Annotated in this window: 24 protein-coding genes; 16 read left to right on the top strand and 8 right to left on the bottom strand. The window is 71.8% G+C overall.

Features of this window, described 5'->3' with window-relative positions; all coding sequences use genetic code 11:
* Positions 1-64 precede the first annotated feature (64 nt).
* Positions 65-814, bottom strand: a complete 750-nt coding sequence (locus ACZ6I1_RS06425) for a hypothetical protein (RefSeq protein ID WP_469283727.1) — start codon at positions 812-814, stop codon at positions 65-67.
* 320 nt (positions 815-1,134) lie between these two features.
* On the opposite strand from ACZ6I1_RS06425, the gene ACZ6I1_RS06420 reads away from it, so the two are divergent.
* Positions 1,135-2,583 carry a glycosyltransferase family 39 protein gene (locus ACZ6I1_RS06420; protein ID WP_469283725.1) on the top strand — a complete coding sequence of 483 codons (1,449 nt, stop codon included), beginning with the start codon at positions 1,135-1,137 and terminating at the stop codon, positions 2,581-2,583.
* Positions 2,580-3,710, top strand: coding sequence for a tetratricopeptide repeat-containing glycosyltransferase (locus tag ACZ6I1_RS06415; RefSeq protein WP_469283723.1), 1,131 nt, complete (start codon positions 2,580-2,582; stop codon positions 3,708-3,710). Before ACZ6I1_RS06420 ends, ACZ6I1_RS06415 begins: the two co-directional genes overlap by 4 nt.
* 26 nt (positions 3,711-3,736) lie before the next feature.
* Here the strand turns inward: ACZ6I1_RS06415 and ACZ6I1_RS06410 are convergent, their stop codons facing one another.
* Positions 3,737-4,507 (bottom strand): SDR family NAD(P)-dependent oxidoreductase, encoded by a 771-nt coding sequence (locus ACZ6I1_RS06410; RefSeq protein WP_469283721.1) that lies wholly within the window; start codon positions 4,505-4,507, stop codon positions 3,737-3,739.
* A gap of 220 nt (positions 4,508-4,727) precedes the next feature.
* On the opposite strand from ACZ6I1_RS06410, the gene ACZ6I1_RS06405 reads away from it, so the two are divergent.
* A complete protein-coding gene (locus ACZ6I1_RS06405; protein ID WP_469283719.1) occupies positions 4,728-5,219 on the top strand; it encodes a hypothetical protein in 492 nt (163 codons plus the stop codon).
* On the opposite strand, the gene ACZ6I1_RS06400 is transcribed toward ACZ6I1_RS06405, so the two are convergent.
* The 3 genes from ACZ6I1_RS06400 to ACZ6I1_RS06390 are packed head-to-tail and all read right to left on the bottom strand — an operon-like array spanning position 5,207 to position 8,014.
* On the bottom strand, positions 5,207-6,760 hold the full coding sequence (locus ACZ6I1_RS06400) for an FAD-dependent oxidoreductase (RefSeq protein ID WP_469283717.1): 1,554 nt from the start codon (positions 6,758-6,760) through the stop codon (positions 5,207-5,209). The genes ACZ6I1_RS06405 and ACZ6I1_RS06400 overlap by 13 nt on opposite strands.
* A 52-nt stretch (positions 6,761-6,812) precedes the next feature.
* The gene (locus ACZ6I1_RS06395) at positions 6,813-7,556 is read right to left on the bottom strand and encodes a Mut7-C RNAse domain-containing protein (protein WP_469283714.1); all 744 of its coding nucleotides are present in this window, start codon (positions 7,554-7,556) and stop codon (positions 6,813-6,815) included.
* A 41-nt stretch (positions 7,557-7,597) separates the two neighbouring features.
* The gene (locus ACZ6I1_RS06390; RefSeq protein ID WP_469283712.1) at positions 7,598-8,014 is read right to left on the bottom strand and encodes a winged helix-turn-helix transcriptional regulator; all 417 of its coding nucleotides are present in this window, start codon (positions 8,012-8,014) and stop codon (positions 7,598-7,600) included.
* 163 nt (positions 8,015-8,177) lie between these two features.
* Here ACZ6I1_RS06390 and ACZ6I1_RS06385 point away from each other — a divergent pair, with 163 nt between their 5' ends.
* Positions 8,178-9,074, top strand: coding sequence for an NADP-dependent oxidoreductase (locus tag ACZ6I1_RS06385; RefSeq protein WP_469283848.1), 897 nt, complete (start codon positions 8,178-8,180; stop codon positions 9,072-9,074).
* On the opposite strand, the gene ACZ6I1_RS06380 is transcribed toward ACZ6I1_RS06385, so the two are convergent.
* Positions 9,058-9,591 (bottom strand): GNAT family N-acetyltransferase, encoded by a 534-nt coding sequence (locus ACZ6I1_RS06380; protein ID WP_469283710.1) that lies wholly within the window; start codon positions 9,589-9,591, stop codon positions 9,058-9,060. The two genes, ACZ6I1_RS06385 and ACZ6I1_RS06380, sit on opposite strands and share 17 nt — an antisense overlap.
* Before the next feature lie 92 nt (positions 9,592-9,683).
* Between ACZ6I1_RS06380 and ACZ6I1_RS06375 the strand changes: the two genes are divergently transcribed.
* Positions 9,684-10,082, top strand: coding sequence for a VOC family protein (locus tag ACZ6I1_RS06375; protein ID WP_469283708.1), 399 nt, complete (start codon positions 9,684-9,686; stop codon positions 10,080-10,082).
* A gap of 9 nt (positions 10,083-10,091) precedes the next feature.
* Here the strand turns inward: ACZ6I1_RS06375 and ACZ6I1_RS06370 are convergent, their stop codons facing one another.
* Positions 10,092-10,529: a hypothetical protein gene (locus tag ACZ6I1_RS06370; RefSeq protein ID WP_469283846.1), complete on the bottom strand. Its 438-nt coding sequence runs from the start codon at positions 10,527-10,529 to the stop codon at positions 10,092-10,094.
* Between the two features lie 304 nt (positions 10,530-10,833).
* Here ACZ6I1_RS06370 and hemL point away from each other — a divergent pair, with 304 nt between their 5' ends.
* From hemL to ACZ6I1_RS06330, 8 genes are all read left to right on the top strand, one after another.
* A complete protein-coding gene (gene hemL / locus ACZ6I1_RS06365) occupies positions 10,834-12,156 on the top strand; it encodes a glutamate-1-semialdehyde 2,1-aminomutase (protein ID WP_469283706.1) in 1,323 nt (440 codons plus the stop codon).
* Positions 12,153-12,833, top strand: coding sequence for a histidine phosphatase family protein (locus ACZ6I1_RS06360; protein WP_469283703.1), 681 nt, complete (start codon positions 12,153-12,155; stop codon positions 12,831-12,833). Before hemL ends, ACZ6I1_RS06360 begins: the two co-directional genes overlap by 4 nt.
* A 196-nt stretch (positions 12,834-13,029) precedes the next feature.
* Positions 13,030-14,247, top strand: coding sequence for a polysaccharide deacetylase family protein (locus ACZ6I1_RS06355; protein WP_469283701.1), 1,218 nt, complete (start codon positions 13,030-13,032; stop codon positions 14,245-14,247).
* 118 nt (positions 14,248-14,365) lie between these two features.
* Entirely contained in the window at positions 14,366-14,995 is a 630-nt protein-coding gene (locus ACZ6I1_RS06350) for a TlpA family protein disulfide reductase (RefSeq protein ID WP_469283699.1), read from the top strand.
* A gap of 4 nt (positions 14,996-14,999) precedes the next feature.
* Positions 15,000-15,773 (top strand): cytochrome c biogenesis CcdA family protein, encoded by a 774-nt coding sequence (locus tag ACZ6I1_RS06345; protein WP_469283696.1) that lies wholly within the window; start codon positions 15,000-15,002, stop codon positions 15,771-15,773.
* A gap of 13 nt (positions 15,774-15,786) precedes the next feature.
* Positions 15,787-17,517, top strand: a complete 1,731-nt coding sequence (gene resB, locus ACZ6I1_RS06340) for a cytochrome c biogenesis protein ResB (RefSeq protein ID WP_469283694.1) — start codon at positions 15,787-15,789, stop codon at positions 17,515-17,517.
* The gene (gene ccsB, locus ACZ6I1_RS06335) at positions 17,514-18,602 is read left to right on the top strand and encodes a c-type cytochrome biogenesis protein CcsB (protein WP_469283691.1); all 1,089 of its coding nucleotides are present in this window, start codon (positions 17,514-17,516) and stop codon (positions 18,600-18,602) included. Before resB ends, ccsB begins: the two co-directional genes overlap by 4 nt.
* A gap of 25 nt (positions 18,603-18,627) precedes the next feature.
* Complete coding sequence (locus tag ACZ6I1_RS06330; protein ID WP_469283689.1) at positions 18,628-19,131, top strand: SRPBCC domain-containing protein; 504 nt, start codon at positions 18,628-18,630, stop codon at positions 19,129-19,131.
* Between the two features lie 29 nt (positions 19,132-19,160).
* On the opposite strand, the gene ACZ6I1_RS06325 is transcribed toward ACZ6I1_RS06330, so the two are convergent.
* Positions 19,161-19,487, bottom strand: a complete 327-nt coding sequence (locus ACZ6I1_RS06325) for a PLD nuclease N-terminal domain-containing protein (protein ID WP_469283687.1) — start codon at positions 19,485-19,487, stop codon at positions 19,161-19,163.
* 90 nt (positions 19,488-19,577) lie between these two features.
* Between ACZ6I1_RS06325 and ACZ6I1_RS06320 the strand changes: the two genes are divergently transcribed.
* From ACZ6I1_RS06320 to mqnP, 3 genes are read left to right on the top strand one after another with little or no spacing between them, the layout of a single operon-like run.
* Positions 19,578-21,035 (top strand): menaquinone biosynthesis decarboxylase, encoded by a 1,458-nt coding sequence (locus ACZ6I1_RS06320; protein WP_469283685.1) that lies wholly within the window; start codon positions 19,578-19,580, stop codon positions 21,033-21,035.
* Positions 21,032-21,502 (top strand): hypothetical protein, encoded by a 471-nt coding sequence (locus tag ACZ6I1_RS06315; RefSeq protein ID WP_469283682.1) that lies wholly within the window; start codon positions 21,032-21,034, stop codon positions 21,500-21,502. The genes ACZ6I1_RS06320 and ACZ6I1_RS06315 overlap by 4 nt, the downstream gene beginning before the upstream one ends.
* Positions 21,499-22,422 carry a menaquinone biosynthesis prenyltransferase MqnP gene (gene mqnP / locus ACZ6I1_RS06310; protein WP_469283679.1) on the top strand — a complete coding sequence of 308 codons (924 nt, stop codon included), beginning with the start codon at positions 21,499-21,501 and terminating at the stop codon, positions 22,420-22,422. The genes ACZ6I1_RS06315 and mqnP overlap by 4 nt, the downstream gene beginning before the upstream one ends.
* Positions 22,423-22,424: the final 2 nt, after the last annotated feature.

Genomic DNA, 22,424 nt, shown 5'->3' with positions numbered 1-22,424 from the left:
GCCGTGCCCGGAGGGGTCCGGGCACGGCACGCGTCATGGGGCTTTCAGCGGGGCCCTGACGGGGTCAGGGGCGCATGGTGAGCTTCGAAAGCCCCTTGTTGGGGGCGCCGTTGGCGACGAGGGTCGTTCCCGGTACCTGCGGGACGACCGGGGTCCAGACCCGGGGGGTGGGGCAGTCCAGCAGGTCCGGCTCGCCGCGGTCCACGTCGCAGGTGGTCTCGTAGACCTGGCCCTCCGTGGTGACCACTTCGACGATGACTTCGTTGGCGGTCTCCGCGATCGTGATGCCGCAGGGGTTCGCCGGGTAGGTCGTCGACGGCGTGCTGAGGTTGTACCAGGTGAAGGCCGGCTGGATGCCCGGGGCGGGGAGGTTGTCCGCGTTGAAGTCGTAGACGCCCGCCCACGCGGTGCCGTCGGGGGTCAGGACCGCCTTGTACTTGACTTCCGCCTCGTCCCACGAGGTGGAGATGTCGACGCAGGGGCCGGTGGCTCCGGTGGCGCCGGTCGCACCCGTGGCGCCGGTGGCTCCCGTGGCGCCGGTCGCTCCGGGCGGACCGGGCGGGCCCGTCGGGCCGACCTTGCACTCGTCTTCGTGGCCGCCGCCCCGGACGTCCTCGCCGTCCTCGTAGTCCTCGTCGTCGCGGCAGGGGTCGCTCGCCACGCTCGCCGGCAGCTGTCTCTCGGCGACTGCCAGTGCGGGATTGGCGAAGCCGAGCATCACGATCGCCAGCGATGCCAGTGCCCCGCCGGCGACCAGCTTGCCCTGTCGGGGAAGCGGGCCCATACGGGACGGTGTCCTCTTGTCAGGACTCATCTGTTTCTGCTCCTCGTGGAACCGGTTGGATTTGACCCTGAAGCGGTGAGCCTCGTCCGGCATCTTTCGGGCATTCGGCGCGAAACGGTGGGAGGCGCAGGGTCCGATCATCAGATCGGGCTATGTACGGAGCCGATCAGGCGAATGCTGCCGTCACCGTCCGTGGCCAGCCGGGGGTGGCGGCGCCGCGGCGATATGACTGTTCCGTGACGACTCTCACCCGTGCTGCTCAGAACGCGGAGGCCCGGCCCGGAGGGGAAAGGAGGCCACTTCTTCTCGGAGCACCGTCCGGCCCGTGGCTGTGGTGGTGGCTGTGGCCGGTGCTGGCCACCCTGTCCCTCGCTCTGGCCGGGATCACCGGACCTCAGCTGGGCACCGACGAGCTGGTCACCTGGAACGTGGGCACGCGCGACACGGACCGGATCCTGGCCCTGCTGCACCACGTCGACGCGGTGCACGGCACGTACTACCTGCTGATGCACGGGTGGATGGCGGTCTTCGGCGACTCCCACCTCGCCCTGCGCATGCCCTCGGCGCTGGCCATGAGCGGCGCGGCGGCCTGCGTGGCGCTGACCGGGGCCCGGCTCTTCGGCCGGCGCGCCGGGCTGTGCGCCGGGCTGCTGTTCGCCCTGATCCCCGCGGTGAGCCGGTTCGCGCAGGAGGCCCGGAGCTACGCACTGGTGGTCCTGGCCGCGACCTTGGCGACGTACCTGCTGCTCCGGGCGCTGGACCGGCCTCGGAGCGGGTGGCGCTGGGCGGCGTACGGCCTGTGCGTGGCGGTCGTGGGGCTGCTGCACCTGGTCGCGCTCACCGTGGTGCTGGGGCACCTGGCCCTGCTGGTCTTCCGGTTCGTCCGCCGTGAGCGCGGCGGCCTGTGGGGCTTCGGCCTCGCGGTCGCCGCCGGTGCCGCCTGTGTGGTGCCCGTGGTCGTGCTGGGCAGGTCGCAGGCGTCGCGCCAGTTGTTCTGGCTGGCGGCGCCGGAGGTGTGGGGGCTCGCCGAGATCTGGCCCCAGGTGTTCGCCTCCGCGCTGTGTGCAGGAGTGGTGGTCACGCTGGCCGCGCTGGCGTGGCGGGAGGGACGCGGCGGCGGCGGCGAGGGCGGCGGCGGCCGCGACGGCCTCGTGCTGTGCCTCGCCGTGGCGGTGCTGCCCCCACTGGTGCTGTGGGCGGCGTCTCACGGGGCCGTCTCCTACTTCCGGTTCCAGTACGTGCTGTTCACCGTGCCGGCCTGGGCGGTGCTCGCGGGTGCCGGGCTGGCTCGCGTGAGCAGGCCGTCGTGGCGGCCGGTCGTCGCGGGCCTGGCCGTACTGGCGCTGCTGGTGCTCCCCGACCAGCGCACGATGCGGGGCACGTTCCAGCACGACGTCCCGCACGCGGCGGACTACGCGGGCGCGGCCCGGACGATCGAGAAGTACCACCGGCCCGGGGACGCCGTGGTCTACGTCCGGGGTGCTCCGTGGATGCTCGACCAGGGGGTCCGCTACTACCTGCGGCGCGATCTGAAGCTGCCGGAGGTGTTCCTCGCCAAGACGGCGGCCGCGAACGACGAGCTGTATCCCGTCCATTGCGCGCGGCCCGCCGCGTGCTTGAAGGGCGAGAGCCGGATCTGGGTGGTGGTACCGGGCAACGGCCCGGATTCCCTGGACGCGGTGCCCGCGCAGCAGGCCCGGGCGCTGCGTGCGCAGTACACCACCTACGGGGCGGAACGGCTCAGCGGTCTCACCGTCACGCTGCTGCAGCGCAACACCACAGAGAGGGATGGGCTGTGACATCAACGGTCTGCCTGAACATGATCGTCAAGGACGAGGCCCCGGTCATCCGGCGCTGCCTGGAATCCGTACGCCCGCTGATCGACAGCTGGGTCATCCTGGACACGGGGTCGACGGACGGCACCCAGGACGTCATCCGCGAGGTGCTCGGGGACCTGCCGGGCGCCCTGCACGAGAGCCCCTTCAAGGGGTTCGACGCGAGCCGCAGCGAGGCGATCGACCTCGCGATGGCCCGCGGCGACGCGGACTACCTGCTGTTCATCGACGCGGACGACCTGATGGAGGTGGAGCCGGGCTTCCGCATGCAGCCGCTGACCCACGACGCCTACCGGGTGGCGCTGCACGACGGGCCGCTCATCCACTGGCGTCCGGCGCTGGTCTCCACGCGGCTGCCGTGGCGCTACGTCGGCATCCTGCACGAGTACATCGAGTGCGGTCAGCCGTACAGCCTCGGGACGCTGGCCGGCGCCCACATCCTCTCGGTGGGGGGCGGGGCCCGCCTGCGGGAGGACGGCCAGCGGACGAAGTACCTGCGCGATGCCGAGCTGCTCCAGCAGGGTCTGGCGAAGGAGCCCGACAACGCCCGTTACGTCTTCTACCTCGCGCAGAGCTGGCGGGACGCCGGGGAGCCGGAGAAGTCCCTCGAGGCGTACGACCGGCGGGCGGACATGGGGGGCTTCGCCGAGGAGGTCTTCTGCGCCAGGCTGTACGCCGCACGGCTCGCGGTGAACCTGGGGCGGCCGCCGGCCGAGGTGATGGACCGCTTCCTGCGCGCGCACGAGAGCCGTCCCTCGCGTACGGAGGCACTGGGCGACCTGGCCCGGCTGTGCCGCGTGGTCGGGCAGCGCTGGCCGCTCGCGTACCTGTTCGCGCGGCAGGCGGTGCGGATCCCGTACCCGAGCGACGTGCTGTTCGTGGAGTTCGACTGGTACGAGTGGCGCGCGCTCGACGAGCTGGCGGTGGCCGCGTACTGGGTGGGGGAGTACGAGGAGTCGGCGCAGTGCGCGCAGCGCCTCCTCGAGGGCGGCAAGCTGCCGGAGGGCGAGCGGGAACGGGTGGGCCGGAACCTGCAGTTCGCGCGGCGCAAGCTCGGCAGACTCGGATCGAAGGACCTCGTGGACGCCTGACTCCCGCCGGGCTCGTGCCGCAGGGGTCAGAGCTCGCGGTGGACCTTCGTGTTCGAGGCCTGGGCGCGGGGGCGGACCACCAGGAGGTCGATGTTGACGTGGCTGGGACGGGTCACCGCCCAGGTGATGGTGTCGGCCACGTCGTCGGCGGACAGGGGCTCCGCGACGCCCGCGTACACCTTGGCGGCCTTTTCCGTGTCGCCGCGGAAGCGGGTGGTCGCGAACTCCTCGGTCTTGACCATGCCCGGGGCGATCTCGATGACGCGCACGGGCTGGCCGACGATCTCCAGGCGGAGGGTCTCGGCGAGGACGCGGGCGCCGTTCTTCGCGGCGACGTAACCGGCGCCGCCCTCGTACGTGGAGTGGCCGGCGGTGGAGGACAGGACGACCACCGTGCCGTCGCCGGAGGCGGTGAGCGCCGGCAGCAGGGCCTGGGTGACGTTGAGCGTGCCGATGACGTTGACCTCGTACATCGTGCGCCAGTCGGCGGGGTCGCCGGTGGCGACGGGCTCGGCGCCGATGGCGCCGCCCGCGTTGTTGACCAGTACGTCGACCGACGGGTAGCGCTCCAGGGAGGCCGCGAAGGCGTCGACGGCGGGGCGGTCGGTGACGTCGAGGGCGTGCGCGGTGGCCTCGTGGCCGGCCGCGGTGAGCTCGGCGGCGAGGGTTTCGATGCGGTCCTTGCGGCGGGCGGTGAGGACGACGTGGTAGCCGGCCGCGGCGAGCTGCCGGGCGGTGGCGGCGCCGATGCCGCTGCTCGCTCCGGTGACGACGGCGGTTTTGGTGGCCGTGCTCATGTGCGGGGCTCCTCGTTCGTTCGTACGGGCGATTACCCGCCAGCATAGGTCCAGCTCAACGGCTCCGCGGGACGTACGGGGGCGGTATGGGGGCGGTACGGGGCGGTGTGGGGCGGTGCGGGGGCGCGGGCGAATGGCGGGACGGCCCGCCCTCATTCGTGTGATGGTCCGACCGGCCGGGGTGGGTGGTGGCTAGCGTCCGCGCGTGGAGGTGGTGGCGATGCGCCGTGTTGCCGTACGGAGTGTGGTGCTGGCCGGGCTGATGGCGTTCGGCGGGGCGGTGCCCGCCGGGGCGGTGCCTGCCGGGGCGGATCCCGGGTGGGCCCGGTCGGAGGCCGATCTGGCGTACCACGGGCGGGTGTCCCTGGCCCAGGGCCGGCTGCGGATCTGGCTGGTGCCGCAGAACGAGGGGCCGTCGGCGCTGCCCAACGCGACGCTGCGGGTGCGGCTGTCGGCCGATCTCGCGGACCGGCAGTCGCTGTCGGAGGGCTGTGCGCGGGTCGGGGCGCGCGAGGTGGTGTGCGAGACCGGGCCGCTGCCGCTGCACGGGCGGGGGCGGCACATCGGGCTGGTGCTGGACCTGAAGGGGCAGGCGCCGGAGGTGGTGGTGCGGGTCGACACGTGGTGGAACGGCGGGGCGACGGACCGGAACCACACCAACGACGAGCACGTGGTGCTGGCGCTGGACACCGGGGACGCCTACGCCTTCTGAGCGGGACCGGCCGTACGGGGGCGGCCGGCGGTGGGCAGCAGCCAGGCCGCGACGGCTGCCGCGAGTTCGGCGTCGGTGGGCTCGGGCGCGCTCCACGCGACGTACCCGTCGGGGCGTACGAGGACGCAGGCGGTACGGGCGGCGCCGCGCCGGCCCGTGCGCCAGTGGACGTGGGCGAGCGGGGCTCCGGGCGGGGCGGTCCGGCCGGGCGGGGTGACGAGGACGAAGCCGCCGGCGCGCAGGGCCTCGTAGAGCCGCTGCCCGTGCGGGCCGGGCGCGAGGGCGAGGTCGGGGGCGCGCCGTCCGGCGGGGCGGCGGGTGCCGGGCGGTGGCGGGTAGGAGATTCCGATGCCGGAGGCCAGGGCGAGGGCGCGGTCCCGGGCGGGGCCGATGCGGGGGAGGACGGCCGCGCCGAGGCCGCGGGCGGTGCGGCGGACGGGGCCGGTGGCCGTGGCGGAGCGGATCAGGGCGCCGCTGATGCGCAGGACGAGGCGGCCGACCGGGTGGCGTTCGCGGTGGTAGCCGTCGAGGAGGGCCTCGGGGTCGGGTGCGTGGCCGTGGAGGACGGCGGCGAGTTTCCAGGAGAGGTTGGCGGCGTCCTGGAGGCCGGTGTTCATGCCGAGGCCGCCGGCGGGGGAGTGGACGTGCGCGGCGTCGCCGGCGAGGAAGACGCGGCCGGATCGGTAGTGGGGGACCTGGCGTTCGTCGCTGTGGAAGCGGGAGATCCAGCGGGCGTCGTGCATGCCGTGATCGGTGCCGAGGGCGGTGCGCAGGATGGTGCGCAGCTCGTCGAGGCCGACGGGGTCGGTGTCCTGGGCGCGGCCGTCGCGGTGCCAGCCGATGGCGCGGTACCAGCCGTCGCCGAAGGGGACGAGGAAGCCGAAGGCGCCCGCCTTGCCGTTGACGGCCAGGAGGTCGTGGGGCGGATCGGTCAGCCGGACGTCGGCGAGGATCATGGAGCGGACGGCGGCCCGGCCGGGGAAGGGCAGGCCGAGGGCGGCGCGGACGGTGGAGCGGACGCCGTCGGCGCCGACGGCGTGGCGGGCGTGGAGTGTGGTGCGGGTGCCGTCCGTGGTGCGTCGCAGGTCGAGGGTGACGGTGTCCCGGTCCTGGCTCAGTCCGATGAGCTCACTGTCATATCGGATGTCCGTGCCTGTGGACAGAGCGCGGCGCTCCAGCAGTTTCTCTGTCTCATATTGAGGGGTGATGAGCACGAACGGGTAGCGGGTGCGGGTGCCCAGCCGTTGAAGGGAGAGAGCCATGCCTCCGAAGGGGCGTACGCGGTCGATCCGTTGGCCGGTGGAGAGGAGTGCGTCGGCGAGTCCGCGCGCGTCGAGGAGTTCGAGCGTGCGGGCGTGCACGGCGAAGGCGCGGGTGAGGTTTGCGGCGGTGCGGGGGCGGCGCTCCACGAGGGTGACGGACAGTCCGGCGGCGGCCAGGTCACCGGCGAGGAGCAGTCCGGTGGGTCCGGCGCCGACCACGACGACGTCGATCGTGTCCTCGGTGTGCTCCGTGTCCTCTGCGTCGGGTGCGGCGGTCATGCCTCGGCAGTCTGCCAGCCGCGGGCCGCCGGGGCGTGGTGCCCCGCGGCTCTCAGACGGTGCCGGAGTCGGCGGTGCCGAACTCGAGGAGCGCCTCGTCGACGATCCGCTCCAGGCGGGCGTGGTGGGCGCCGCGCCAGTAGACGCGCTCGCAGTCGGTGCACTGGGCGAAGACGTCGTAGGAGCGGTGCGTGCCGCGCTCCAGGCGGTCGCCCACGCTGTCCTTGTCGGCCTCCTGGAGCGGGCCGTTGCAGGCGGTGCAGCGGGTCCACGGCGCGAGGACGGGTGCGAACCGGCCGAGGACATCGCGGAGTTGGTCGTCGGGGTTGTCGCTGTAGACGTACGCGCCGGCGAAGATCTCGCGGCGGCGCAGCAGTCCGCGGTCGCGGGAGAGCAGGACGCGCTGTTCGGCGGCGGAGCGGGTGGCGAGGGCCGGGTCGCCGATGTCCTCGTTCTCGTAGGCGGCGTCGACGCCGAGCAGGCGCAGGCGGCGCGCGAGGGTGCCGAGGTGGACGTCGAGGAGGAAGCGCAGCGGTGCGCCCGGGATCTGTTGGGGGCGTTCGACGCCGAACACCTCGACGGACTGGCCGTCTTGGGGCACGTAGGAGACGGGTACCTCGCGGCCGTCGACGAGGATGCGGCCGACTTCGGTGAGCGGGACGCCGGCCGATTCGACGACGTGGCCGAGGCTGGAGGAGCCGTCGGTCGCGGTCGGTACGCGTTCGGCGCGCCGGCTGGGCGCGGCGAACAGGCGCAGTTCGGGGGCGAGGGTGAGCTGAATGCCGGGTCCGTTCACCCTGTCAGCATGCCACTGCCGGGGTGGTGGATGCGGCGGAATTACGAGGTCGCGGCGGCCTGGTCGTAGCTCTCGCGGTGGGCGTTGACCTCGTCGAAGTGGTGTTCGGCCCAGAGTTTCACGGAGGAGAGGAGGCAGCCGAGGCTGCTGCCGAGGTCGGTCAGGCGGTAGTCGACGCGGACGGGGACCGTGGGCGTGACGGTGCGGGTGACCAGTCCGTCGCGTTCGAGGGAGCGAAGGGTCTGGGTGAGCATCTTCTGGCTGACGCCGGGGATCTTGCGGCCGAGGTCGCTGTAGCGCATGGAGCGGTCCTCGGCCTCGCCGAGGGCGCTGACGATGAGTCCGACCCACTTGTCGCTGATGCGCGCCAGGAGCTGGCTGGTGGGGCACTCCCTGAGGAAGGCGTCGTAGGCGGAACGGGCCTCTTCGCGGCGGGCGGCGGCGGTGCGGGTGGCCATGGATACCCACTTCCGGGTCGGGTACGCACCCCGAAGTGCGTACTTACGAAAAGAGAGTACCTCTCCTTACGTTAGTGCTCGCAGGAAAGAAGCGAACCAAGCGAACGAACCGAACCAAGCGAACCGAGCGGATGGAGCGGACGACATGAGCGGCGAGCAGACGATGCCGGCGGTAGTGGTGAACGAGTTCGGCGGCCCGGAGCGGGTCGAGCTGGCCGAGGTTGCGGTGCCGCGCCCGGCGGAGGGGCAGATACGGGTCCGGGTGCGGGCCGCCGGGCTGAACCCGGTGGACGGCGCCGTCCGCGCCGGGGTCTTCGGCGGGGCCGGGCAGCGGCTCGGGCTCGGCTGGGACCTGGCGGGGGAGATAGCCGAGGTCGGTGCCGGTGTCACGGGCTGGGGCGTCGGTGACCGGGTCGTGGGGCTGCACTACGGGCCGGTGAAGCCGCTGGGCACGCACGCGCGGTACGCGGTGCTCGACGCCTCCGCCGTGGCGGCCGCGCCGGCCACCGTGGACGCCGTGGCCGCGGCGGTGCTCCCGCTGAGCGGGCTGACCGCCGCACGCGCGGTGGACCTGCTGGGCCTCGCCCCCGGAGCCACCGTGCTGGTCACCGGCGCGGCGGGGGTGGTCGGCGGCCTCGCGGTCCAGCTCGCGGCGCGGGCCGGCCTCGTGGTGACGGCGCTGGCGGGTGCGCAGGACGAGGAGCTCGTACGGTCGCTGGGCGCGGCCGCCTTCGTTCCCCGCGGCGAGGCTCCGGCCGGGCCGGTGGACGGGGTCCTGGACGCGGCCGTGCTGGGGGAGGCCGCGCTGGGCTTCGTCCGCGACGGCGGGGTCTACGTCGGCCTGATACCGGGCGCCGCCCCGGCGGCGGAGCGCGGGATCCGGGTCGAGGAGCAGGAGGTCGCCGCGGACGGGGAGCACCTGGCCCGCCTGGTCGCCCTGGTCGACGCGGGCGCCCTCGCCCTGCGGGTCGCGGATGCCTTCCCGCTGGCGGACGCCCCGAAGGCGCACGCCCTCCTGGCGACCCCGGGCACGCGCGGCCGGATCATCCTGACCCCGTGACGGTGCCCGGCCCCCTCAGCCGGTAGCACCAGTCGAAGCTGGGGTGGGGGACCCCGGGCGGGTACTCGAAGGCGACCTCGCCCAGGCATGCGAAACCCGCCCGGCGGCAGACCGCGTTGGAGGCCGCGTGGTCGGTGCCGGGGAAGGCGTGGACGGTGTCGCGGGAGCCGTGGATCCGGGCGTGGGCCAGGAGTTCCCTCACCGCGGCCACGGCCAGTCCCCGCCCCTGGAACTCGGGCAAGACACCCCAGCCGGTCTCGTAGACCGGCTCGCCCCGCCACTCCCGCTCCCAGAAGCCGACGCTCCCGACGCTCTCCCCGGTGGCCTCCAAAGACACCCGGAACATCCGCCCGGCGGCGGGCTCCCGCGCACTCAGGGCCTCGTACCTCCGCTGCCGGGCGGCGAGTTTCTCCGCCGGCTCGGGCCCGCCCAGGTAGCGGGTCATGGCGGGTTCGTTCTTGCGTTCCAACAGCCAGAAGTCCCCGGGGCCCCAGGGAGTCAGCACGACGGATTCCATGCGCCAAGGCTGCCCGACGCCGACTGCCGGGGCGAGGGGTGCGGCGTAGCATCGGAAGGGGGACGACGCACCACCCCGAGGAGGTGGCGTCCATGCCTGAAACCCTGGGCATCGGGCACCTCACGCTGTCGGTGAGCGACGTGAAACGCAGCGCCGAGTTCTACAACCAGCTGCTGGATACGCAGACGGTTCTCGATGTGGAGGACGACATCGGCCCGTTCACGGCCGTCGCCGGCCCGGCTTTCGTCCTCGGCTTCCGCACCCACCCGGCGACGAACCGCGCGGACGCCTTCGACCCGGCACGGGTCGGACTGGACCACTGCGCGTTCCACGTCACGGACCGCGCCGCGCTGGAGGCCTGGGAGTCCCGGCTGGACGAGCAGGGCATCGCGCACTCCGGGATCGTGGAGGACCCGTCCGGGCTCCATCTCAACTTCAGGGATCCGGACAACATCGCGCTGGAGTTCTACCGTCCGGCCGCGCAGGGCTGACCCGCTCGGTCAGGGCCAGACCAGGCAGTAGGGCTGGTGGCCGGCCTCGTGGAGGCGGTGGGAGAAGTCCTGCCATTCGTGGAGCAGCTGGTAGACGTTGAACGCGTCGCGCGGGCCGCCGCGGTCCGGGACCGTGGACCAGATGAACGCGGCCGCGCCCACCGATTCCTCGCCGATGCCGCGCAGCGGGTCGACCACCGTCATGGGGAGCTTGACCACCGCGTAGTCGGGGTGCAGGACGACCAGCTCCAGCGGCGGCACCTGGTGGAGGGGTATGCCCTCGATGCCGGTCAGGACCATCGCGGCCACCGTCTCCGGCTTGATCTTGGTGAAGAGGCCGCCCATGCCGAGCTCGTCGCCGCCGAGCTCCTCGGGGCGCATGGTGACCGGGACGCGGGCGGCCGTCGCGCCGTCGGGGGCGCCGAAGTACTTGTAGGTCACCCCCATGCCGCGGCCTCTGGGGAGGCCGTCCGGCGCCTGGGTCGGACCCTGGACCGCGTCGGCCGCCTCGGTGGAGCGGCGGCGGTGCTTGCCCCGGCGGCGGGATTCGCGGGCTTCGCGGGCGCGCTGGGGGTCGAGGCCGTCCGTACCCTCGCCCGGTCCACCACCGCGTTGCATATCTCCACCCGACTGGTCTTGCTTGCCCCGGCCCCGCGGCCCCCGCCACGCAGCCTGATCATCATGGCAGTGACCTCCCCCGCGGCGGCGCGGTGAAACGCCCGTCCGCAAGTCTGTCGCGGCCTCTGAGACCATGGCTGGTGTGAGCTACCCGTACCCGTATGAAGCCCCAGTTTCGCAGACGCTCTTCGAGCGCGCCTCCCTCGTGACCCCCGGCGGCGTGAACTCTCCGGTGCGCGCCTTCCGCGCCGTGGGCGGTACGCCCCGGTTCATGGTGTCCGGCACCGGTCCGTACCTCACCGACGCCGACGGTCGCGAGTACGTCGACCTCGTGTGCTCGTGGGGGCCGATGATCCTCGGCCACTCCCACCCCGAGGTGATCGAGGCCGTCCAGGCGGCCGTCGCCCGAGGAACCTCCTTCGGCACGCCCGGTGAGGGCGAGGTCGCGCTCGCCGAGGAGATCGTGGCCCGGATCGAACCCGTCGAGCAGGTCCGGCTGGTGTCGTCGGGGACCGAGGCGACCATGTCCGCGATCCGCTTGGCGCGCGGTTTCACGGGCCGGGCCAAGGTCGTGAAGTTCGCCGGTTGCTACCACGGCCACGTGGACGCGCTGCTGGCCGCCGCCGGTTCCGGGCTCGCGACCTTCGCGCTGCCGGACACCCCCGGCGTGACGGGCGCGCAGGCGGGCGACACGATCGTGCTGCCCTACAACGACCTCGACGCGGTCCGTGCGGCCTTCGCCGCGCACCCCGGCGAGATCGCCTGCGTGATCACCGAGGCCGCGCCCGGCAACATGGGCGTCGTGACCCCGGCCGAGGGCTTCAACCAGGGGCTCGCCGACCTCTGCCGCGAAAACGGCGCCCTGTACATCTCCGACGAGGTCATGACCGGCTTCCGGACCTCCCGCGCCGGCTGGTACGGCGTGGACGGGGTCAAGCCGGACCTGATGACCTTCGGCAAGGTCATGGGCGGCGGCTTCCCGGCCGCGGCCTTCGGCGGCCGGGCGGACGTGATGGGCCACCTGGCCCCGGCCGGACCCGTCTACCAGGCCGGCACGCTCTCCGGCAATCCGATCGCCACCGCCGCGGGCCTGGCCCAGCTGCGCCTGCTGGACGCGGCCGCCTACGACAAGGTCGACGCGGTGTCGGCCGAGATCCAGGGCCTGGTCAGCGCCGCGCTGAGCAAGGAGGGCGTGGCGCACCGGCTGCAGACGGCGTCCAACATGTTCTCCGTGTTCTTCACCGAGGACGAGGTCAGGAATTACGACGACGCGAAGAAGCAGGAGAGCTTCCGCTTCAACGGGTTCTTCCACTCGATGCTGGCGCAGGGCGTCTACCTGCCGCCGTCCGCGTTCGAGTCCTGGTTCGTGTCCACCGCCCACGACGAGCGGGCGGTCGAGCGGATCGCCGCCGCCCTGCCGGCCGCCGCCCGGGCCGCCGCGGAGGCCACCGCATGAGCAGCAGCGAGATCACCGTCGTCCACCTGGTGCGCCACGGCGAGGTGCACAACCCGGACGGGGTGCTGTACGGGCGCCGGGACGGCTACCACCTGTCCGAGCTGGGCCGGCAGATGGCCGACCGGGTCGCCGAGCACCTGGAGGGCCGGGACATCACCTACGTGGTGTCCTCGCCGCTGGAGCGGGCGCAGGAGACGGCGGCGCCGATCGCCAAGCGCCACGGCCTGGAGCTGGCCACGGACCGGCGCCTGCTGGAGGCGGAGAACGTCTTCGAGGGCAAGACCTTCGGCGTCGGCGACGGCGCGCTGCGCAGGCCCGGCAACTGGAAGCACCTGACGAACCCGTTCAAGCCCTCCTGGGGCGAGCCGTACGTCGAGCAGGTGGTCCGGATGACGAGCGCGCTGGAGGCCGCCCGCGATGCGGCCCGCGGCCACGAGGCGGTGGCGGTCAGCCATCAGCTGCCGATCTGGATCGTGCGCAGCTTCGCGGAGAAGCGCCGGCTGTGGCACGACCCGCGCCGCCGCCAGTGCACGCTCGCCTCCATGACGTCGTTCACGTACCAGGGGGACCAGCTGGTGTCGGTGGGCTACAGCGAGCCGGCCCGGGACCTGGTGCCGGCGCACCTGCTGGCGGGGGCGAAGCCGGTGAAGGGGAAGTCCAAGGCCTTCGGCGCCTGATCCGCATCCGCGGGCCGGGGATCCACAGCCTGTGGACGCGCGAGCGCGTTGATCCACATTCTGTGACGATCTGTTACAGCTCTGCCTAAATAAATACAAGACGCGCGGGAATGACCGTGTCAGCGCACACACTCAGGCTAATTGTCCGTTTATATGACGGAACATAAGCCTTTGGGTCTGACGACGGGACGGTGACATGCGCGACTTCAGCCGAAGGGGAGTGCTCGGGCTCGGACTGGGCGCCGCCGCCGCGGGCATCGCGGGGTGCGGCGGCAGCGGATCCGGCCCGGGCAAACCCGGCCCGCTGGGCCCCGGGACCCCCGGTCCGACCCCCGCCAAGCCGATCGGCGACGGCTCCACCGCCGACACCGGCCCGCAGCCCCGCCAGCCCGACAAGCCCGTGCCCCTCCAGCCGGGCGAGACCCCGCCGCAGTTCGTCGTGTTCAGCTGGGACGGCGCGGGGGAGATCGGCAACGGCCTCTTCCCGCGCTTCCTCAAGCTCGCCAGGGACCACGGCGCGGCCATGACCTTCTTCCTCTCCGGCATCTACCTCCTGCCCGAGTCGAAGAAGGGCCTCTACCAGCCGCCGAACAACCCCGTGGGGGCCTCGGACATCGGCTACCTCAAGGACGAGAACGTCCGTGCCACCCTCAGGTACGTGCGCGAGGCCTGGCTCGACGGGCACGAGATAGGCACCCACTTCAACGGCCACTTCTGCGGCGGCTCCGGCTCGGTCGCCAAGTGGACCGCCGACGACTGGCAGAGCGAGATCGACCAGGCCGTGTCCTTCGTCACCAACTGGCGCACCAACACCGGCTTCACCGACCTCGAACCCCTGCCCTTCGACTACCGCAAGGAACTGGCCGGCGCCCGCACCCCCTGCCTGCTCGGCCAGGACAACCTGCTGCCGACCGCCCGCAGGCTCGGCTGGCGCTACGACTCCAGCTCGCCCGGCGGCCTCCAGGTCTGGCCGGTGAAGAAGGCGGGCGTCTGGGACCTGCCGCTGCAGTCCCTGCCCTTCCCCGGGCACTCCTTCGAGGTGCTGTCGATGGACTACAACATCCTCGCCAATCAGTCGAAGAACACCACCAGGGGCGTCCCCGCCCACTACCCGGCGTGGCGCACCCAGGCCACCGCCACCTACCTCGGCGGCTTCCGCCGCGCCTACGAGACCAACCGCGCGCCGCTCTTCATCGGCAACCACTTCGAGGAGTGGAACGGCGGCATCTACATGGACGCCGTCGAGGAAGCCCTCAAGGGTATGGCGGACAAAAGGGATGTACGGCTCGTATCCTTCCGGCAGTTCACCGACTGGCTCGACGTCCAGGACCCCAAGGTGCTCGCCAAGCTCCGTGCGCTCGGGCCCGGCCAGTCACCCGGCGTGGGCTGGGCCGCGTACCTCGCGGCAGCCTGACCGCCGCCTGACCGCCGCCTGACCGTGCTGACCGGGCCGACCCATCGCCTGACCAGGGCATTGACACCCGTGCGGGGGGTGCGGTAGATCCGCATACCGCCCATGCGAAACTTTTCACATGAGCCTTAGCCGCGCCCCCCGTCGCCGCTCGAGCAGCGGCCGCGCCCTCCTGCTGACTGCGGCGACCGTCGCGGGCGTCATGACCCTGACGTCCTGCGGCGATTCGGGCGGCGGCAGCAAGTCCGCCGGCTCCGGCGGCAACTACGTCACGGGCCCGAGCGGCATCGCCAAGGTGGCCAAGGGGGAGCGGGACGAGGCCCCGAAGCTCGACGGCGAGACCGTCGACGGCAAGACCCTCGACACCACCACGCTCAAGGGCAAGGTCGTCGTCCTCAACGTCTGGGGCTCCTGGTGCCCGCCGTGCCGCGCCGAGGCCCCCAGCTTCGCGAAGGTCTCCAAGGAGCTGGCCGACGCCGGCAAGGACGTCGCCTTCGTCGGCATCAACACGCGCGACACCAGCACGCAGAACGCGAAGGCCTTCGAGGAGACGTACGGGATCACCTACCCGAGCCTGTACGACCCCGCCGGGAAGCTGATGCTGCGCTTCCCCAAGGGCACCCTCAACCCCAACGCGATCCCCTCCACGATCATCATCGACAAGGAGGGCAGGATCGCCGCCCGCACCCTGGCCCCGGTCGGCGAGGAGCACTTGCGCTCGATGATCGACCCGATCCTCGCGGAGCAGTGACCTCGTGGTCGAGTACGTACTCGCCGCCGAGGCGACCGGCGTGAACACCACCGTCCTGAGCGGGGCCCTGCTGCTCGCGCTGCCCATCTCGGTCCTCGCCGGGCTGGTCTCCTTCTTCTCGCCGTGCGTGCTCCCGCTGGTCCCCGGCTACCTCTCCTACGTGACCGGCGTCAGCGGCGCCGACCTCGCCGAGGCCCGGCGCGGGCGGATGCTGGCGGGCGCGCTGCTGTTCATCGCCGGCTTCACCGCCGTGTTCGTCTCCACCGGCGCGCTCTTCGGCTACTTCGGGGAGACCCTCCGGGAGAACAACGAGATCATCTCCCGGGTCCTCGGCGGCCTCGTGATCGTCCTCGGCCTCTTCTTCATGGGCGCGATCCCGGGTCTGACGATGCGCGAGTTCCGCTTCCACAAGAAGCCGGCGGCGGGCCTCGTCGGCGCCCCGCTGCTCGGGGTGCTCTTCGGCGTCGGCTGGACCCCCTGCATGGGCCCGACCCTCGCGGCCGTCACCACGCTCTCCCTCGACCAGGCCAGCGCCGGCCGCGGCGCGCTGCTGACCGTCGCCTACTGCGTGGGCCTCGGGCTGCCCTTCGTCCTCGCCGCGATCGCCTTCCGCAAGGCGCTCGGCGCATTCGGCTGGGTGAAGAAGCACTATGCGTGGGTGATGCGCACAGGCGGAGGCATGCTGGTCCTCACCGGTCTGCTGCTCGTCACAGGTTTGTGGGACAGCATCGTCAGCGACATGCAGAGCTGGACCCAAAGCTTCACGGTGGGGATCTGAGGACTACACGGACATGAGTACGACAGACAACGCGTCCACCGAGGCGTCGCACGACCCCGCCGCGGCGGACCCCGCCGAGGCCGCGGCCGGCTCCCAGCTCTCCACCGCCCCCGTCGAGGACGCCGGTCCCGTCGGCATCGGCGTGATCGGCTGGGCCCGCTGGGTCTGGCGCCAGCTCACCTCCATGCGCGTGGCGCTGATCCTGCTCTTCCTGCTGTCCCTCGCCGCGATCCCCGGCTCGCTCATCCCGCAGAACGCCGTCGACCTGATGAAGGTCGCCGAGTGGAAGCGGACCCACGCGTCCTGGGTGACCGTCGCCGAGAAGCTCCAGCTCTTCGACGTCTACACGTCGTTCTGGTTCTCCGCGATCTACATCCTGCTGTTCGTCTCGCTCATCGGCTGCATCCTGCCCCGCTCCTGGCAGTTCGTCGGCCAGCTCCGGGGCCGGCCGCCGGCCGCCCCCCGCCGGCTCGACCGGCTCCCCGCGCACACCACCTGGCGCACCGAGAAGTCCCCCGAGGAGGTCCTCGCGTACGCGAAGATGCTGCTCGGCGCGCGCCGCTTCCGCACGGAGGCCGGCCGGGGCCACGTCGCGGCGGAGAAGGGCTACCTCCGCGAGGCCGGGAACCTGATCTTCCACATCGCGCTGATCGTGATGCTCGTGGCCTTCGCCTGGGGCAAGCTCTTCATGTCCGAGGGCGGCAAGCTCGTCCTGCGCGGCGGCGGCTTCTCGAACACGCTCACCCAGTACGACGACTTCAAGTCGGGCAGCATGTTCCACCCCGACGACCTGCCGCCCTTCAGCTTCACCCTCGACCAGTTCGACGCCACGTTCGAGGAGAGCGGCCCGCAGAAGGGCACACCGCGCGACTTCAAGGCGTACGTCACCTACAGCGAGGGCGCGCACGGCACGCCGAAGAAGGCCGAGATCGAGGTCAACAAGCCCCTCGAGATCGACGGCTCCAAGGTCTACCTGCTCGGCCACGGATACGCACCGGTCATCTCGGTGACCGACCCCACCGGCAAGGTGATCTACAAGGACGCCGTGCCGATGCTGCCCCAGGACGCCAACCTCACCTCGGCCGGCGCCATCAAGGTCACCGACGGCTACCGGAACAAGAACGGCGAGAAGGAGCAGCTCGGCTTCTCCGCCCAGTTCGTGCCGACCTTCGCCGGCAAGGGCAAGGGCACGATGCTCTCCCAGTTCCCGGCCGCCGATTTCCCGGTGATCGCGCTGAACGCCTACCACGGCAGCCTCGGCGTGGACTCGGGCCTGCCGCAGAACGTGTACCAGCTGAACACGTCCAAGATGCAGCAGTTCATGAAGGAGAACGGCGACCCGCTCGCCAAGATGCTGCTGCCCGGGGAGTCGATGGAGCTGCCCGACGGCGCCGGCACCGTGAAGTTCGAGAGCATCGAGCGCTGGGCCACCTTCTCCGTCACCCATCAGCCCGGCAGCGGCCTCGCCCTGGCGGGCGCGATCGCCGCCATCGCGGGCCTGGCCGGATCGCTGTTCATCCAGCGCCGCCGGATCTGGGTCCGCGCGGTGGCCGGCGCGGACGGCGTCACCGTCGTCGAAATGGCCGGCCTCGGCCGCAGCGAGTCCGCCAGGCTCCCGGAGGAACTGGCGGGGCTCGCCGCCACGCTGCACGAGCAGGCGCCGACCGCGCCGACCGCGAGGCCCGCGGGCCCCGCTGCTCCCTCGCAACCCGTCGAAGAAACCCCCGAAGGAGAGCGCGGATGACGCCGCTCGCTGCCGCAGCCAACGAGAACCTGGCTCAGATCAGCAACTACCTGGTCTATTCGTCGATGGCGGTCTACATGCTCGCCTTCTTCGCGCACATCGCCGAGTGGACCTTCGGCAGCCGCAGCAAGGTGGCCCGTACGGCCGCCGCGCTGACCCAGGCCAAGGCCGCGGCCGGCCCCGCCCCCGCCGTCCAGGTCCGGGGCAAGGCGGGCAGCACGGCCGTCCTCGACAAGCCGAAGGTCGTCACCCGCTCCGCCGCGGGCACCCGCGACGTGCCCGACGGCCCGGGCGCCGCGGGCGGCACCGAGCAGGGCGACCTGTACGGGCGGATCGCGATCTCGCTGACCGCGCTCGCCTTCGTCCTGGAGGCGGCGGGCGTCGTCGCCCGCGCGATGTCGGTGCAGCGGGCCCCCTGGGGCAACATGTACGAGTTCTCGATCACCTTCTCCACGGTGGCCGTCGGCGCGTACCTGGTGCTGCTCGCGCTGAAGAAGAACGTCCGCTGGCTCGGCCTGATCCTGGTCACCACCGTCCTGCTGGACCTCGGCATCGCCGTGACCTGGCTCTACACCGAAAGCGACCAGCTGGTCCCGGCCCTGCACTCGTACTGGCTGTGGATCCACGTCTCCACGGCGATCTTCTGCGGCGCCGTCTTCTACATCGGTGCGGCCGGCGCGGTCCTCTACCTCTTCCGCGACTCGTACGAGAGCCAGCTGGAGGCCGGGCGCACGCCGGGCAGGTTCCGTTCCTCGGTGCTGGAGCGGCTGCCCTCGGCGGCCTCGCTCGACAAGTTCTCGTACCGCATCAACGCGGCCGTCTTCCCGCTGTGGACCTTCACGATCATCGCGGGCGCGATCTGGGCGGGCGACGCCTGGGGCCGCTACTGGGGCTGGGACCCCAAGGAGGTCTGGTCCTTCGTGACCTGGGTGGCGTACGCCTGCTACCTGCACGCGCGGGCCACCGCGGGCTGGAAGGGCCGCAAGGCCGCCTACCTGGCGCTCTTCGCCTTCGCCTGCTGGATCTGGAACTACTACGGCGTGAACATCCTGCTCAGCGGCAAGCACTCGTACGCGGGCGTCTGACCGTCAGGAGTGGGACGCTGGTGTCATGCCTCCTGTGAGTCATGGCACCAGCGAGAGCCGCGGTGAGGACCGCTGGCGGATCCGGTTCGAGCTGCACCTGCCGTGCGCGTACGAAGCGCTGTGGCCGGCCCTGACCACACCGGACGGGCTGCGCGGCTGGCTGGCCGAGGCCGAGGTCCTGGAGCGCCGCCTCGGCGGGGCGGTCACCCTGCGCCGGCCCGACACCGGGACGGTGGCCGAGGGGCGGGTCACGGCGTGGGACGTGGAACGGGTCGTGGAGTACACGGTGAGCGGGCACGAGCGGATCCGCTTCCACCTGGAGCCGGTGGGCACCGACTCGACGGTCATCCGCTTCGTGAACGAGCGGGGCGGAACCGAGAGCGAGCGGCTGGACTGCCTGGCCGACTGGCACGCGCACTTCGAACTGCTGGAGTCGGCGCTGGCCGGACGGCCGGTGAACTGGGCCACCTGGACCGACGCCCGCCGGAGCGAGCTGCGCGAGGACTACGCGTCCCTCTCCCGGACGTAGTGCGGTGGCCGTGGCTCGGTTGCCGTGGCTCAGTCCGAGCCCTTGTCCTTGTCCTTGCCCTTGTCGTCCTGGTCCTTGTCCCGTTCCCGCTCCTCGCGCAGGGACTTGAGGAACTCCGGGTTGTCGTCCGGCGCGACCCACTGGGCCCGGCGCGGCGCACGCCCGCCCCCGGTCGCCGTCCGCTTCTTTCCCGCGGCCAGCCACACCACCGGCCCGACGATGGAGAAGAGCAGGATGATGATCACCCAGACCGGCTTGGGGAGGTGCTTGACCTCTTCCTCCGGCGTGTTCAGGCAGTCGATGAAGGCGTAGATGGTCAGTGCGAGGAGCAGCAGGAACGGCAGGTAGCGCAGCACGGTGTGGAACCGACTCCCGGGCAGTGACGGCGGGCCCGCGCGGGGCCCCGGTGACCCTTCAAGGGTAGTTGGTGACGGATACTTGCCGACATGGCTTACGACGATCTCCGCTCGCTGCTCCGGGCTCTGGAGCGGGAGGGCGACCTCAAGCGCATCAAGGCAGAAGTCGACCCCCATCTCGAGGTGGGGGAGATCGTCGACAGAGTGAACAAGGCGGGAGGCCCGGCCCTCCTCTTCGAGAACGTCAAGGGCTCGGCGATGCCGCTGGCCATGAACGTCTTCGGCACCGACCGGCGCCTGCTGAAGGCACTCGGCCTGAAGTCGTACGGCGAGATCAGCGAGAAGATCGGCGGCCTGCTCAAGCCCGAGCTGCCGCAGGGCTTCATCGGGGTCCGCGAGGCCTTCGGCAAGCTCGGCTCGATGGTGCACGTGCCGCCGAAGAAGGTGAAGGGCGATGCCGCGCCCGTCCAGGAGGTCGTCCTCACCGGCGACGACGTGGACCTCGACCGGCTCCCGGCCCTCTTCACCTGGCCCAAGGACGGCGGCTCCTTCTTCAACCTGGGGCTCACGCACACCAAGCACCCCGAGACCGGTGTCCGCAACCTCGGTCTGTACCGCCTCCAGCGCCACGACAAGCGCACCATCGGCATGCACTGGCAGATCCACAAGGACAGCCGCAACCACTACGCGGTGGCCGCCAAGCGCGGGGAGCGGCTGCCGGTCGCGATCGCCTTCGGCTGCCCGCCCGCGGTGACGTACGCGTCGACCGCGCCGCTGCCCGGCGACATCGACGAGTACCTCTTCGCCGGCTTCGTCGCCGGCAAGCGCATCGAGATGGTCGACTGCAAGACCGTGCCGCTCCAGGTCCCCGCCCACGCGGAGGTCGTCATCGAGGGCTGGCTGGAGCCGGGGGAGACGCTCCCGGAGGGCCCCTTCGGCGACCACACCGGCTTCTACACCCCGCAGGAGCCGTTCCCCGCGCTGAAGATCGACTGCGTGACGATGCGGAAGCGTCCGCTGCTCCAGTCGATCGTGGTGGGCCGCCCGCCGACGGAGGACGGCCCGCTGGGCCGCGCGACGGAACGCTTCTTCCTGCCGCTGCTGAAGATCATCGTGCCGGACATCGTGGACTACCACCTGCCCGAGTCGGGCGGCTTCCACAACTGCGCGATCGTCTCGATCGACAAGAAGTACCCGAAGCACGCGCAGAAGGTCATGCACGCCATCTGGGGCGCGCACATGATGTCGCTGACCAAGCTGATCATCGTGGTGGACGCCGACTGCGACGTCCACGACCTGCACGAGGTGTCCTGGCGGGCGCTCGGCAACACGGACTACTCCCGCGACCTGACGGTGGTCGAGGGGCCGGTGGACCACCTGGACCACGCCTCGTACCAGCAGTTCTGGGGCGGCAAGGCGGGCATCGACGCCACCAAGAAGCTCCCCGAGGAGGGCTACACCCGCGACGGCGGCTGGCCCGACATGGTGGAGTCGGACCCGGCGACCGCGGCCCTCGTGGACCGCCGCTGGAAGGAATACGGCCTGTGAGCCCGATCGCCATGGGCGGCCCGGCCCTGTTCCTCGGCGGCGAGACGTACGTGGCCCTCGTGCGCCCGGAGCTCGATCCCGCCGACCCGGGCGTCCGGCTGGCCGCCGAGCAGGCGGGGGTCTCACCCGAGGAGTTCGCCGGGCCCGGGAACGTCTGGGCGCTGATGTGGGAGGACGAGGGCGGCGAGGGCGGCGGCTTCGAGCTGCCGGGCCTGCGCGACGCGGAGGCGGAGGACTTCGCGGAGCGGCTGCGCCTCGCACTGGGCACGGGCGAACCGTTCACGACCGAGGCGGGAGACGTCCTGCGCCTGGACGCCCGGCCGGACGGCGCCGACGGCTACGCCTTCACGGCCCGCGTCACCCCGCCCGAGGGCGAGGACATGGAGCCCGTGACGCTGGAGCTGAGCCCGGTCGCCACCGCCACGCTGCTGTCCGACCTCGAAGCGTTCCGGAGGGAACTCGCATGATGACCACCGCCGACGGAGTGGTCGGGCCCGGCCCCGCACCCGAGGCCAGCAACAAGGTCAAGGCGTTCCTGCGGCTCGTGATGATCGAGCACTCGGTCTTCGCGCTGCCCTTCGCCTACATCGCCGCGCTCACCGCCATGTTCCAGCTCGACCGGAACGTGCACTGGGGCAAGCTGCTGCTCGTCACCGTGTGCATGGTGGGCCTGCGGACCTTCGCGATGGCCGCCAACCGGATCATCGACCGCGAGATCGACGCCCGCAACCCGCGCACGGCCGGCCGTGAGCTGGTCACCGGAGCGGTGTCGGTGCGGTCCGCGTGGACCGGGGCCGGGATCGCGCTGCTGGTCTTCCTCGGTTCGGCGGCGCTGCTGAACCCGCTCTGCTTCGCGCTGGCTCCCGTCGCGGTGATACCGATGGTGGTGTACCCGTACGGCAAGCGGTTCACGAACTTCCCGCACGCCATCCTGGGCCTGGCCCAGGCGATCGGCCCGGTCGGGGCCTGGCTCGCGGTGACCGGTGAGTGGTCGTGGGACGCGGTGATCCTCGGGCTCGCGGTGGGCGTGTGGATCGGCGGCTTCGACCTGATCTTCGGCTCCCAGGACGTCGCCGCGGACCGTGCGGAGGGCGTCAAGTCCGTCCCGGCCCGCTTCGGTGTCCCGGCCGCCCTGTGGGGGGCCCGGGGGGCGCACGTGGTGACCACGGCCCTGCTGGTCTGGTTCGCCCTCGCCACGGATGCGGGGATGTTCTTCTGGGCGGGCCTGCTGGTCGTCGTCTGCGCCTTCTTCTACGAGCACAGCATCGTGACGCCGCACGACCTGTCCCGGCTGAACCGTGCCTTCTTCACGGTCAACGGGTTCATCGGGATTGCCCTCTTCGTGTGCGCCCTGCTGGATCTGGCGGCCCGCGGCCTGACCTTCTAGGG

This window comes from Streptomyces sp. NPDC046303 (assembly GCF_055588085.1).
The sequence above is the reverse complement of the archived record's forward strand: the minus strand, read 5'-3'. Positions and strand labels throughout refer to the sequence as shown.

Bases quoted from the DNA above. Each gene is read 5' to 3' on its own strand.
- ACZ6I1_RS06425 (WP_469283727.1), bottom strand. From the start codon at position 814: ATGAGTCCTGACAAGAGGACACCGTCCCGTATGGGCCCGCTTCCCCGA.
- ACZ6I1_RS06410 (WP_469283721.1), bottom strand. From the start codon at position 4,507: ATGAGCACGGCCACCAAAACCGCCGTCGTCACCGGAGCGAGCAGCGGC.
- ACZ6I1_RS06405 (WP_469283719.1), top strand. From the start codon at position 4,728: ATGCGCCGTGTTGCCGTACGGAGTGTGGTGCTGGCCGGGCTGATGGCG.
- ACZ6I1_RS06400 (WP_469283717.1), bottom strand. From the start codon at position 6,760: ATGACCGCCGCACCCGACGCAGAGGACACGGAGCACACCGAGGACACG.
- ACZ6I1_RS06390 (WP_469283712.1), bottom strand. From the start codon at position 8,014: ATGGCCACCCGCACCGCCGCCGCCCGCCGCGAAGAGGCCCGTTCCGCC.
- ACZ6I1_RS06385 (WP_469283848.1), top strand. From the start codon at position 8,178: ATGCCGGCGGTAGTGGTGAACGAGTTCGGCGGCCCGGAGCGGGTCGAG.
- ACZ6I1_RS06380 (WP_469283710.1), bottom strand. From the start codon at position 9,591: ATGGAATCCGTCGTGCTGACTCCCTGGGGCCCCGGGGACTTCTGGCTG.
- ACZ6I1_RS06375 (WP_469283708.1), top strand. From the start codon at position 9,684: ATGCCTGAAACCCTGGGCATCGGGCACCTCACGCTGTCGGTGAGCGAC.
- ACZ6I1_RS06370 (WP_469283846.1), bottom strand. From the start codon at position 10,529: ATGGGGGTGACCTACAAGTACTTCGGCGCCCCCGACGGCGCGACGGCC.
- hemL (WP_469283706.1), top strand. From the start codon at position 10,834: ATGGCTGGTGTGAGCTACCCGTACCCGTATGAAGCCCCAGTTTCGCAG.
- ACZ6I1_RS06360 (WP_469283703.1), top strand. From the start codon at position 12,153: ATGAGCAGCAGCGAGATCACCGTCGTCCACCTGGTGCGCCACGGCGAG.
- ACZ6I1_RS06355 (WP_469283701.1), top strand. From the start codon at position 13,030: ATGCGCGACTTCAGCCGAAGGGGAGTGCTCGGGCTCGGACTGGGCGCC.
- ACZ6I1_RS06350 (WP_469283699.1), top strand. From the start codon at position 14,366: ATGAGCCTTAGCCGCGCCCCCCGTCGCCGCTCGAGCAGCGGCCGCGCC.
- resB (WP_469283694.1), top strand. From the start codon at position 15,787: ATGAGTACGACAGACAACGCGTCCACCGAGGCGTCGCACGACCCCGCC.
- ccsB (WP_469283691.1), top strand. From the start codon at position 17,514: ATGACGCCGCTCGCTGCCGCAGCCAACGAGAACCTGGCTCAGATCAGC.
- ACZ6I1_RS06330 (WP_469283689.1), top strand. From the start codon at position 18,628: ATGCCTCCTGTGAGTCATGGCACCAGCGAGAGCCGCGGTGAGGACCGC.
- ACZ6I1_RS06320 (WP_469283685.1), top strand. From the start codon at position 19,578: ATGGCTTACGACGATCTCCGCTCGCTGCTCCGGGCTCTGGAGCGGGAG.
- mqnP (WP_469283679.1), top strand. From the start codon at position 21,499: ATGATGACCACCGCCGACGGAGTGGTCGGGCCCGGCCCCGCACCCGAG.